Consider the following 11,148-nt stretch of genomic DNA (forward strand, 5'->3'; position numbering starts at 1 on the left):
TACCCACGTGTTACTCACCCGTTCGCCACTCATCCACACCCGAAGATGCTTCAGCGTACGACTTGCATGTGTTAAGCACGCCGCCAGCGTTCGTCCTGAGCCAGGATCAAACTCTCCAACAATGCATTGAAAAATCCAAACCAAGCAAAAAACACAACACCACAACCAACCACGCCAAACACGCGATCAACCATGGCCCTGCGCTAGCTCAAAAAAACCCCAAAAAAGAGGCACTAAGCAACAAAACAAAGCTCACAAACACACTGTTGAGTTCTCAAACAACACGCAGTTGGTCTTTATCGTCGAGGCGCGACGAACTCACTGTCAAACCTACCGGCTTGTTATGAGCTAATCGCTTCGACTGGGAACACCCACTCTACCACACCTGTGGGAGCTTGGTTCATGTCCCCTCGCCTGGTAACCCGGGGCTTCCGACTTGGCCTTTCGGCTTCCGTCTGCCCGGTCTCCCTGGCGACAAAGAGAACATTACACGGCCGCGAAACCCTCTGAAACAGGGGGGTCCCTTTATGGCGAACCCCCTGGTCAGAGGGCAGATCACGCCAGCAGGCGCAGTCCGGCCAGGTTCCGTTTGCCGCGGCGCACGACGAGCCACTGCCCGTGCAGCGCGTCGGACGTCGCCGGTCCCCACTCCTCGTCGGTGATCTTCGTGTTGTTCACGTACGCCCCACCCTCCTTCACGGTGCGGCGCGCGGCGCCCTTGCTCTCCACCAGACCGGTGGCCACGAGTACGTCCACAATGGTCGGCCCGTCGGACAACGTCACCTCGCCGACAGGCACCTCCGCGAGGGCGGCGCGCAACGTGGGCTCGTCGAGCCCGGCCAGGTCGCCCCGGCCGAACAGTGCCTGGCTCGCGGCCACCACCTGGGCCGTCTGCTCCGGACCGTGCACGAGATCGGTCAGCTCCTGAGCCAGCCGCCGCTGTCCCGCCCTGGCCGCGGGCCGCTCCACCGTGGCGTTCTCGAGTTCGGCGATCTCGTCGCGGTCGAGGAAGGTCAGCAGCTTGAGGTACTCGGACACGCTCGCGTCCGGCAGATTCAGGAAGTACTGGTACCAGGCGTACGGCGAGGTCAGCTCCGGATCGAGCCACACGTTGCCGCCACCGGTGGACTTGCCGAGCTTGCGGCCGTCGGCGTCGGTGACCAGCGGCGTGGTCAGTCCGTGCACCTGCGCACCGTGCACGCGCCGGACGAGGTCGACCCCCGCCACGATGTTGCCCCACTGATCGGATCCGCCGACCTGGAGCGTGACCCCGTGCCGTTCGTAGAGCTCGCGGTAGTCGTGCGCCTGCAGCAGCATGTAGCTGAACTCGGTGTAGGACATGCCGTCGCCGTCCAGCCTGCGCTTGACCGTGTCGCGCGCCAGCATCGTGTTGACCGAGAAGTGCTTGCCCACGTCCCGCAGAAAGACCGGCACGGACATCTCCCCGAGCCAGTCGAGGTTGTTGACCTCGACCGGCTTCAGCTCGGGGTCGTCGAAGTCGACGAACCGGGCCAGCTGGCCGCGGAGGTTCTGCGCCCATTCGCGGACGGTCTCCTCCGAGTTGAGCGTGCGCTCCCCCACATCCCGTGGGTCACCGATCAGGCCGGTGCCACCGCCCGCGAGCAGAACCGGCCGGTAGCCGGCGTTCTGGAACCGCCGCAGCGTCAGCATCTGCACGAGATGCCCTGCGTGCAGGCTGGGCGCGGTCGGGTCGAATCCCGTGTAGACGGACACGGGGCCGTCGCTGAGGTCGCGCCGCAGCGCCTCGGCATCCGTGGACTGCGTGATCAGTCCCCGCCAGGTCAGCTCGTCAACGATGTGCTCACTCACGCGGCCCATTGTCCCCGGCCCGCCGCCGGGTGACGCCGCGGGGACCGGGGACGGCGCCGGTCGGCCCCGGTCAGCGGCGTACGCGTCCGCCACGCCGGTACGTGCTCACAGCGGGCGAGCCGTCGATCCAGAACCGCCACGGCACGTCCTGGGCCGCCGCCACCCCGACCCGCGGCCCGGTGCGGATGCTCTCGGCAGCGACGTCGTCGCCCTGCAGCAGCCGCACCGGCGAAGCCGCGTCGGTGAGATCGACGCCGTTGTGGGCGGCCTCGAGCCCGAGCAGCGAGGTCAGTACCGCCGGGCCCTTGGCAACGGTGCCGTTCCCGCGCGCCGTCGGCCGCCGCGACCGCGCCAGCTCCTGCCCCTCGATCACCTCGCCCGCGCGCACCAGCACCGCGCCCGGCTTGCCGTCCGTGAGGCCCACGACGTTGGCGCAGAAATGCATGCCGTAGACGAAGTAGACGTACAGATACCCGGCCGGGCCCCACATCACGTCGTTGCGGGACGTCCGGCCGCGGTAGCAGTGCGACGCCGGGTCGTCGAGTCCGCGGTACGCCTCGACCTCGGCGAGGCGCACCCGCACCGTGCCCTGGTCGCCGCGCGATTCGAGCACACAGCCCAGGAGCCACGGCGCCAGGGCGACGGGATCGACGGCGAGGTCCTCGCGGCTCACCACCCGCGCTGTGTCGTCGATCATGCTCGGCAGGATAACGGCCGCACGGTGACCCTCAGTCCGCCCGCGTGACGGTGGCCGCCCACGCCCGGTGTGCGGAGGCGCGCTCGACGATCCGGTCCCGCTGTTCGGCCACCCGGGCCGGCGCGGTTCCGCCCTTGGCATCGCGGGAGGCCACCGAACCGGCGACGGTCAGCACCTCGCGAACGTCGGGGGTGAGGCCCTCGTGGATCGCCGCCAACTCGTCGTCGGCGAGTTCGTCGAGGCCCACTCCTCGTTCTTCGGCCACGCGGACGCACTCGCCCGCCGCCTCGTGCGCACCACGGAACGGCATGCCCTTGCGCACCAGCCACTCGGCGACGTCGGTGGCGAGCGTGAACCCGGCGGGAGCCAGCTCGGCCATCCGGTCGGTGTGGAACGTCAGCGTGCCGAGCATGCCCGCGAGCGCGGGCAGCAGCAGCTCGAGATGCGCCACCGAGTCGAAGACCGGCTCCTTGTCCTCCTGCAGGTCGCGGTTGTACGCCAGCGGCTGTGCCTTGAGCGTGGCCAGCAGACCCGACAGATTGCCGATCAGCTTGCCCGACTTGCCGCGAGTGAGCTCGGCGACGTCCGGGTTCTTCTTCTGCGGCATGATCGAACTGCCGGTCGCCCACGCGTCGTCGAGCGTCACGTAGCCGAATTCGGCGGTGTTCCAGAGGATGACCTCCTCGGCGACCCGCGACAGGTTCACGCCGAGCATCGCGACGGCGAATGCGAACTCCGCCGCGAAGTCCCGGGACGCGGTGCCGTCGATGGAGTTGTCCACGCTCCCGTCGAAACCCAGTTCCGCCGCGACGGCCTCCGGGTCGAGACCGAGTGAGGACCCGGCGAGCGCACCCGACCCGTAGGGCGATTCGGCCGTGCGCTCGTCCCAATCCCGGAGGCGGGTCACGTCGCGCAGCAGCGCCTGCGCGTGCGCCAGCAGATGGTGCGCGAGCAGGACCGGCTGCGCGTGCTGCAGATGCGTCCGGCCCGGCAGCACGGCGTCGGGGTGCCGGTGCGCCTGCGCGACGAGCGCGTCGACGACGTCGAGCGCGCCGGTCACGACACGCCGGGCGGCGTCCCGCAGCCACATGCGGAACTGCGTCGCCACCTGGTCGTTGCGGGACCGGCCTGCGCGCAGCTTCCCTCCCAGCTCGGCACCCGCCCGTTCGAGCAGGCCGCGTTCCAGGGCGGTGTGCACGTCCTCGTCGGCGATCGTCGGCGTGAACACCCCCGATGCGACGTCCTCGGCCAGCGTGTCCAGCGCCGCGAGCATGCTCTCCAGCTCACCGGACGACAGCAGCCCGGCGCGGTGCAGCACGCGGGCGTGTGCCCGCGAGCCCGCGATGTCGTACGGCGCCAGTACCCAGTCGAAGTGCGTCGACGCCGACAGCGCCGCCATCGCGTCCGCGGGCCCGCTCGCGAACCGCCCGCCCCAGAGCTTGACGTTGTCGTTCATCAGTCGGTCCCGTACTCCATCGCGGCCTCGTCGAGCGGCGTGGGTGTCCCACTCGAGGCCTCGGGGTTGTCGGTGATCCGATCGGCGCCGCCGGAGGGCAGCTCGCCGAAGAGGGTGCCGTTCTCCACGAGCACCTGTCCCTGGTCGAGCGGCTGCTGTGCGTAGAACTCGAGCTTGTGCCGCGAGTCGGCGATGTCGAGGTTGCGCATCGTCAGCTGGCCGATGCGGTCGGTGGGGCCGAACGCGGCGCCCTCGACCCGTTCCATCGACAACCGCTCCGGGTGGTACGAGAAGTTGGTGCCCTCCGTGGCCAGGATCGTGTAGTCCTCACCGCGCCGCAGCCGCAGCGTCACCTCGCCCGTGACCAGCGAGGCGATCCACCGCTGCACGGCCTCACGCTGCATCAGCGCCTGCGGCTCGAGCCACCGGCCCTCGTAGAGCAGCCTGCCCAGTTTGCGGCCCTCGTTGTGGTAGTTCTCGACCGTGTCCTCGTTGTGGATCGCGTTGAGCAACCGCTCGTAGGTGATCCACAACAGCGCCATGCCCGGCGCCTCGTAGATACCGCGCGACTTGGCCTCGATGATCCGGTTCTCGATCTGGTCGGACATGCCCAGACCGTGGCGGCCGCCGATGGCGTTGGCCTCGACCACGAGCGCCACCGGGTCGTCGAACGTCCGGCCGTTGATCGCCACCGGGCGGCCCGCCTCGAACCGCACCGTGACGTCCTCGATCGGGATCTCCACCGACGGGTCCCAGAACTTCACGCCCATGATCGGGTCGACGGTCTCCAGCGACACGTCGAGGTGCTCGAGGGTCTTCGCCTCGTGCGTGGCGCCCCAGATGTTGGCGTCGGTGGAGTAGGCCTTCTCCGCCGGGTCGCGATACGGGAGACCGTGCTCGGTCAGCCACTCACTCATCTCCTGGCGGCCGCCGAGCTCACGCACGAAGTCCGGGTCCAGCCACGGTTTGTAGATCCGCAGCTCCGGGTTGGCCAGCAGACCGTACCGGTAGAACCGCTCGATGTCGTTGCCCTTGAACGTCGACCCGTCGCCCCAGATGTCGACGCCGTCGGCCTGCATCGCGCGGACCAGCATCGTGCCGGTGACGGCGCGGCCCAGCGGTGTGGTGTTGAAGTAGGCGCGGCCACCGGATCGCAGGTGGAACGCCCCGCAGGACAGCGCGGCGAGGCCTTCGTCGACGAGCTGCCGCCTGCAGTCCACGATGCGGGCGATCTCCGCGCCGTAGTCCTTCGCGCGGGCAGGCAGGCCGTCGATGTCGTCCTCGTCGTACTGCCCGATGTCGGCCGTGTAGGTGCACGGCACCGCGCCCTTCTCGCGCATCCAGGCGGCCGCGACGGAGGTGTCGAGACCGCCGGAGAACGCGATGCCGACGCGCTCCCCCTGCGGCAGGGACATCAGAACCTTGCTCAATTTCGTTTCCTTCGCTGGGAGGGTTCAGTCGGTGGGATGGCTGTCGGCCAGGTCGGTGAGCAGGCGGGCCAGTGCGGGACCGCCACCCGGTTCGCGGGCGATCACCATGACGGTGTCGTCACCGGCGATGGTGCCGAGCACGTCGCCCAGGGCCGCCCTGTCGATCGCGCTGGCCAGGAACTGCGCCGCGCCGGGCGGGGTACGCACCACCGTGAGGTTGGCCGAACCCTCCGCCGACACCAGCAGCTCGCCGAGCAGCCGGGACAGTCGGGACGTGCCACCCTGCACGCCCTTGACCGGGCTGCCGTCCTCCGGGATCACGTACACCGGCGCACCGGAGTCCGCACCGCGGAGTTTCACGGCGCCCAGTTCGTCGAGGTCGCGCGACAACGTGGCCTGCGTGACGTCGACACCTTCGGCAGCCAGCAGCTTGGCCAGCTCGGTCTGGCTGCGCACGGCCATACTGGAGACCAGCTCGGTGATCCTGGCCTGCCGTGCCACTCGCGAGAGGCTCATCGTCGGTCCATCAACCACGTGAGCAGCGCCTTCTGGGCGTGCAACCGGTTCTCCGCCTCGTCCCACACCGCGCTCGCCGGCCCGTCGATCACCTCGTCGGTGATCTCCCAGCCACGGTGCGCGGGCAGGTCGTGGAGCACGATCGTGTCCGTGCCGGTGCGGCCGAGGAGCTCGTCGTTGACCTGGTACGGCCGGAACGGGGCGACCCGGTCCTTACCGTCGTTCTCCTGTCCCATCGACGTCCAGGAATCGGTCGTCACGACGTCCGCACCGTCCACGGCTGCGTGCGGGTCGGTCAGCACCGCGACGCTGCCGCCCGTCTCGGCGGCGCGGCCGCGCGCCGCGTCCAGCACCCACGGCAGCGGACGGAAGCCCTCGGGGGCCGCCACGCGCACGTGCATTCCCGCGGTGACCCCGCCCAGCAGCAGCGAGTGCGCCATGTTGTTGCCGGCGTCACCGAGGTACGTCAACGTCAGCCCGGCCAGCGATCCCTTGCGCTCCCGCACGGTCTGCAGATCGGCCAGGATCTGGCACGGGTGGAACTCGTCGGTGAGCGCGTTGATCACCGGAACGGTCGCGACCGACGCGAGCTTGTCGATGCGGGCCTGGGCGAACGTCCGCCACACGACGGCGTCGACGTAGCGGGCCAGCACGCGCGCGGTGTCCTCGATCGTCTCCTCGCGTCCCAGCTGCATACTGCGGCCGTCGACGACGACCGGATGCCCGCCGAGCTGGGCGATGCCCACCTCGAACGAGAACCGCGTCCGCGTGGAGTTCTTCTCGAAGATCACGGCGACGGCCTGCGGCCCGGCGAGCTGATCACCGTGCGGCCGCTTCTTCAGGTCGTCGGCCAGATCGAGGACCGCCGACTGCTCGCCGGGGGTCAGATCGTCGTCGCGGAGGAAATGGCGTGGCATGTCAGTCCTTTGCCTCGAGCGCCGAGGTGAGCACCGCCGGCAGTGCCGACACGAACTCACCGGCCTGATCCTGGGACAGCACCAGTGGCGGCGCGAGCCGGATCACGTCCGGCTGAACGGGATTGATGAGGAAACCGGCCTGCTGCGCGGCGGCCGCGGCCTTCGCCGCCACCGCCTCGGTGAGCTGCACGCCGAGCAGTCCGCCGTGGCCGCGAACACCCGCCACGAGCGGGTGGCCGAGCGCCTCGACGCCCGCGACGAGGTCCTTGCCGACGGTCCGCACGTGCTCGAGCAGTCCGTCGGCGGCGATCGTGTCCAGCACGGCCAGGCCCGCGGCGCAGCACACCGGGTTGCCGCCGAACGTCGTCCCGTGCTGACCGGCCTCGAACAGCGTCGCGGCGTCACCGAACGCCAGGCAGGCGCCGAGCGGAAGGCCGCCGCCGAGTCCCTTCGCGAGGGTGACGATGTCCGGCGTGATGCCCGCCTGCTGGTATCCGAACCAGCTGCCGAGCCTGCCGATGCCGGTCTGCACCTCGTCGACCACGAGCAGCGCGCCGTGGGCACTCGTGATCTCCCGCGCGGCCTGCAGGTACCCGTCCGGCGGCACGACGACGCCGTTCTCGCCCTGCACCGGTTCGACCACGAATGCCGCCGTGTCGTCGTCGATCGCGGCCTCGAGCGCGGCGACGTCGCCGTACGGGATGTGCTCGACGCCGGGCACGAGCGGTGCGAACGGCTCCCGTTTGCCCGGCTGGCCGGTGAGCGCGAGCGCGCCCATCGTGCGCCCGTGAAACCCGCCGTCGGTCGCCACGACCTTGGTGCGGCCGGTGCGGCGGGTCAGCTTGAACGCCGTCTCGTTCGCCTCGGCGCCCGAGTTGCAGAACAACGCCTTCCCGCCGGCCACGCCGGACAGTTCCAGCAGCCGCTCGGCGAGGGTCAGCGCGGGCTCGTTGATGTAGAGGTTGGACGTGTGACCGAGCGTGCCGACCTGCCCCGTCACCGCCTCGGTCACCGCCGGGTGTGCGTGCCCCAGCGCGTTCACCGCGATGCCGGTGAGAAAGTCCAGATACCGGGTGCCGTCGGCGTCCCACACCACGGCACCCTCACCGCGCGCCAGCGACAGCTGTGGGCTGCCGTAGTTGTTCATCATCGCGGACTGCCACCGCAGCCGGTCGTCCTGATTGGACATCACACGTCCTCCTGCACGCCGTCGGGCAGCACCATCGTGCCGATGCCGCGTTCGGTGAACACCTCGAGCAGTACCGAATGCGGAATCCGGCCGTCGATCACGTGCCCGCGGCGCACCCCACCGCGGATGGCGCGCACGCACGCCTCCATCTTCGGGATCATGCCGCTGGCCAGCTCCGGCAGCATCGCCTCGAGCCTGCTCACCCCGAGCTGGTCGACGAGCGACGAACGGTCCGGCCAATTCGCGTACAGACCTTCGACATCGGTCAGCACGACGAGCTTCTCCGCCCCGAGCGCCCCCGCGAGCGCACCGGCCGCGGTGTCGGCGTTCACGTTGTGCACCACACCGTCGGCATCCGGGGCGACCGTCGACACGACCGGGATGCGCCCGGCGTTGACGATGTCCTGCACCGCTTCCGGGTTCACCCCGGCGACCTCGCCGACCAGCCCGATGTCGACACTCTCACCGTCCACCGTGGCCTGTTTCCGCTCCGCGGTGAACAGGCGTGCGTCCTCGCCCGAGATGCCGACAGCGTAGGGGCCGTGCGCGTTGATCAGGCCGACCAGCTCCCTGCTGACCTGGCCCACCAGCACCATCCGCACGACGTCCATGGTCTCCGGCGTCGTGACCCGCAGCCCGCCCTTGAACTCGCCCTCGATCCCGAGGCGGTCGAGCATCGAGTTGATCTGCGGTCCACCACCGTGCACCACCACCGGGTGCACCCCCGCCAGCCGCAGGAACACCATGTCCTCGGCGAACGCGCGCTTGAGTTCCTCGTCCACCATCGCGTTGCCGCCGTACTTGACGACCACCGTGGCTCCGTGGAACCGCTGCAGCCACGGCAGCGCCTCGATCAGCACACCCGCCTTCTCCGACGCCGTGGCGAGGCGTTCGTCGGCGGGGATCAGGGATTCGGGATCACTCATGTCGAATACGCCGAGTTCTCGTGCACGTACGCGTGCGTCAGGTCGTTGGTCCAGATCGTGGCCGTCTCGGTACCCGCCTTCAGGTCGACGGTCACGCTCACCGCGCGCTCGCCGAGGTCGACCAGGTCGCGCGAGTCCCCCGGCTCGCCGCCACGGCAGATCCACACGCCGTTCATCGCGACGTCCAGCTCACCGGGTTCGAACACCGCGCCGGTCGTCCCGACCGACGCGAGGATCCGGCCCCAGTTCGGGTCCTTCCCGTACACCGCCGTTTTGAACAGGTTGCTGCGGGCGATCGAGCGGCCCACCTCGACCGCGTCGCCGGAGGACGCCGCGTGCACGACCTCGATCGCGATGTCGTGGTCCGCGCCCTCCGCGTCGGACAGCAGTTGCTGGGCCAGGTCGTGACACACCTCGGTCAGCCGGGCCGTGAACTCCGCCTCGTCGGGAGCGGCCCCCGAGGCGCCGCTGGCCATGAGCAGCACCGTGTCGTTCGTGGACATACAGCCGTCCGAGTCGAGGCGGTCGAACGTCACCCGGGTCGCCGCACGCAGCGCCCGGTCCGCCGCCGCGGAGTCGAGCTGCGCGTCGGTGGTGATCACCACGAGCATCGTGGCCATAGCCGGTGCGAGCATGCCCGCGCCCTTCGCCATGCCGCCCACCGACCAGCCGTCGCCGGAACGCAGCGACTCCTTGGTCCGCGTATCCGTGGTCATGATCGCCTCGGCCGCCGCGGTTCCGCCGTCGACCGACAACGTGTCCGCCGCACGCTCGATCCCCGCGGTGAGCTTGTCGCTGTCCAGCTGATCACCGATCAGGCCCGTCGAACACACGACGACGTCGATCGCACCCGCACCCAGCCGCTCCGCGACCTGTTCGGCGCTCGCGTGCGTCGTCCGGAATCCCTCCGGGCCCGTGTAACAGTTCGCGCCACCGGAGTTGAGCACCACGGCCTTCGCCCTGCCGTCGGCGGTGACCTGCTCGCTCCACAGCACCGGATTCGCCTTGCACCGGTTCGCCGTGTACACACACGCGGCCACATCGGACGGCCCGTCGTTGACCACGAGCGCCACATCGGACGTGCCGCTGGCCTTCAGCCCCGCGGTGACCCCCGACGCCCGGAAGCCCTGAGGAGTGGTGATCGTCATGGTGCAACCCCCGTCGTCGGCAACCCGGTCGTCTCGTCGAGACCGAGCGCGATGTTCATCGACTGCACCGCGCCGCCCGCGGTGCCCTTCGTCAGGTTGTCGATCGCGGCGATCACGACCAGTCGCCCCGCCTGTTCGTCGACCGAGACCTGCAGCTGCACCGTGTTCGACCCCACGGTCGCCGCCGTCGTGGGCCACTGCTCCTCGGGAAGCACCTGCACGAACGGTTCATCGGCGTAGGCCGCCTCGTACACCCGCCGCGCCTCGGCCGCCTCGCCGGTCAGCGGCGCGCTCGCCGTCGTGAGAATTCCCCGGGGCATCGGAGCCAGCACCGGTGTGAACGACACGTTGACCTGCCTGCCCGCGGCTGCGCTCAGATTCTGCACGAACTCCGGGGTGTGCCGGTGCGCACCGGCCACGCCGTACGCACTGACGTTGCCCATGACCTCGGACCCGAGCAGGTGCGGCTTCAGACTCTTGCCGGCACCCGACGCGCCCGTGACCGACACCACCGTGACGTCCGGCGCCACGAGCCCGGCAGCGACCGCGGGAGCGAGCGCGAGCGAACCCCCCGTCGGGAAACAGCCCGGCACGGCCACCCGCCGCGTCCCGTGCAGCCGGTCACGGGCACCGGGCAGTTCCGGAAGGCCGTACGGCCAGGTACCCGCGTGGTCTCCCCCGTACCAGTGCCGCCAGTCCGCGGCATCGGTCAGCCGATGGTCCGCTCCCAGATCCACGACCAGCACGTCCGGACCGAGCTGCTCGGCGAGCGCACCGGAATGGCCGTGCGGCAACGCGAGGAACACGACGTCGTGACCGCCGAGGGTGCCGGCGGACGTCTCGGCGACGACGCGGTCGGCCAGGGGGGCCAGATGCGGTTGCAGCTCCCCCAGCGGGGTACCCGCACTACTGGCCGCCGTCAGCGCACCGATCTCCACATCCGGGTGCGCGAGCAGCAGCCGCAGCAGCTCGCCCCCGGCGTATCCGGTGGCCCCGGCCACCGCAACCTTCACCGTCATACGAATGATTATGCATGACG

At 69.8% G+C, this 11,148-nt stretch carries 10 protein-coding genes and 1 rRNA gene; all 11 read right to left on the bottom strand.

The genetic code is table 11. The annotated features are described in order from the left end of the window. A 16S ribosomal RNA gene (locus LY41_RS19315) occupies window positions 1-122 on the bottom strand; the annotation flags it as partial. A gap of 433 nt (window positions 123-555) precedes the next feature. Continuing rightward, a complete protein-coding gene (gene tyrS / locus LY41_RS19320; RefSeq protein ID WP_253865600.1) occupies window positions 556-1,830 on the bottom strand; it encodes a tyrosine--tRNA ligase in 1,275 nt (424 codons plus the stop codon). Between the two features lie 70 nt (window positions 1,831-1,900). Then, window positions 1,901-2,527: a DNA-3-methyladenine glycosylase gene (locus tag LY41_RS19325; RefSeq protein WP_253865601.1), complete on the bottom strand. Its 627-nt coding sequence runs from the start codon at window positions 2,525-2,527 to the stop codon at window positions 1,901-1,903. A 31-nt stretch (window positions 2,528-2,558) separates the two neighbouring features. Further along, window positions 2,559-3,983 carry an argininosuccinate lyase gene (gene argH, locus LY41_RS19330; RefSeq protein WP_253865602.1) on the bottom strand — a complete coding sequence of 475 codons (1,425 nt, stop codon included), beginning with the start codon at window positions 3,981-3,983 and terminating at the stop codon, window positions 2,559-2,561. Further along, window positions 3,983-5,413, bottom strand: coding sequence for an argininosuccinate synthase (gene argG, locus LY41_RS19335; RefSeq protein WP_372493323.1), 1,431 nt, complete (start codon window positions 5,411-5,413; stop codon window positions 3,983-3,985). Before argG ends, argH begins: the two co-directional genes overlap by 1 nt. A gap of 24 nt (window positions 5,414-5,437) precedes the next feature. Then, a complete protein-coding gene (locus LY41_RS19340; RefSeq protein WP_253865603.1) occupies window positions 5,438-5,929 on the bottom strand; it encodes an arginine repressor in 492 nt (163 codons plus the stop codon). Continuing rightward, the gene (gene argF / locus LY41_RS19345) at window positions 5,926-6,846 is read right to left on the bottom strand and encodes an ornithine carbamoyltransferase (RefSeq protein ID WP_253865604.1); all 921 of its coding nucleotides are present in this window, start codon (window positions 6,844-6,846) and stop codon (window positions 5,926-5,928) included. Before argF ends, LY41_RS19340 begins: the two co-directional genes overlap by 4 nt. Window position 6,847: 1 nt before the next feature. Then, the gene (locus tag LY41_RS19350; RefSeq protein WP_253865605.1) at window positions 6,848-8,035 is read right to left on the bottom strand and encodes an acetylornithine transaminase; all 1,188 of its coding nucleotides are present in this window, start codon (window positions 8,033-8,035) and stop codon (window positions 6,848-6,850) included. Then, a complete protein-coding gene (gene argB / locus LY41_RS19355; protein ID WP_253865606.1) occupies window positions 8,035-8,961 on the bottom strand; it encodes an acetylglutamate kinase in 927 nt (308 codons plus the stop codon). The genes LY41_RS19350 and argB overlap by 1 nt, the downstream gene beginning before the upstream one ends. After that, complete coding sequence (argJ, locus tag LY41_RS19360; protein WP_253865607.1) at window positions 8,958-10,109, bottom strand: bifunctional glutamate N-acetyltransferase/amino-acid acetyltransferase ArgJ; 1,152 nt, start codon at window positions 10,107-10,109, stop codon at window positions 8,958-8,960. The genes argB and argJ overlap by 4 nt, the downstream gene beginning before the upstream one ends. After that, window positions 10,106-11,128 carry an N-acetyl-gamma-glutamyl-phosphate reductase gene (argC, locus tag LY41_RS19365; protein ID WP_253865608.1) on the bottom strand — a complete coding sequence of 341 codons (1,023 nt, stop codon included), beginning with the start codon at window positions 11,126-11,128 and terminating at the stop codon, window positions 10,106-10,108. Before argC ends, argJ begins: the two co-directional genes overlap by 4 nt. Window positions 11,129-11,148 lie beyond the last annotated feature (20 nt).

Source organism: Prauserella halophila (assembly GCF_024171895.1).
Taxonomy (GTDB): domain Bacteria; phylum Actinomycetota; class Actinomycetes; order Mycobacteriales; family Pseudonocardiaceae; genus Prauserella; species Prauserella halophila.

Coding starts and splice junctions, on each gene's coding strand:
- LY41_RS19325 (WP_253865601.1), bottom strand. CDS start 2,527: ATGATCGACGACACAGCGCGGGTGGTGAGCCGCGAGGACCTCGCCGTC.
- argH (WP_253865602.1), bottom strand. CDS start 3,983: ATGAACGACAACGTCAAGCTCTGGGGCGGGCGGTTCGCGAGCGGGCCC.
- LY41_RS19340 (WP_253865603.1), bottom strand. CDS start 5,929: ATGAGCCTCTCGCGAGTGGCACGGCAGGCCAGGATCACCGAGCTGGTC.
- argF (WP_253865604.1), bottom strand. CDS start 6,846: ATGCCACGCCATTTCCTCCGCGACGACGATCTGACCCCCGGCGAGCAG.
- LY41_RS19350 (WP_253865605.1), bottom strand. CDS start 8,035: ATGTCCAATCAGGACGACCGGCTGCGGTGGCAGTCCGCGATGATGAAC.
- argB (WP_253865606.1), bottom strand. CDS start 8,961: ATGAGTGATCCCGAATCCCTGATCCCCGCCGACGAACGCCTCGCCACG.
- argJ (WP_253865607.1), bottom strand. CDS start 10,109: ATGACGATCACCACTCCTCAGGGCTTCCGGGCGTCGGGGGTCACCGCG.
- argC (WP_253865608.1), bottom strand. CDS start 11,128: ATGACGGTGAAGGTTGCGGTGGCCGGGGCCACCGGATACGCCGGGGGC.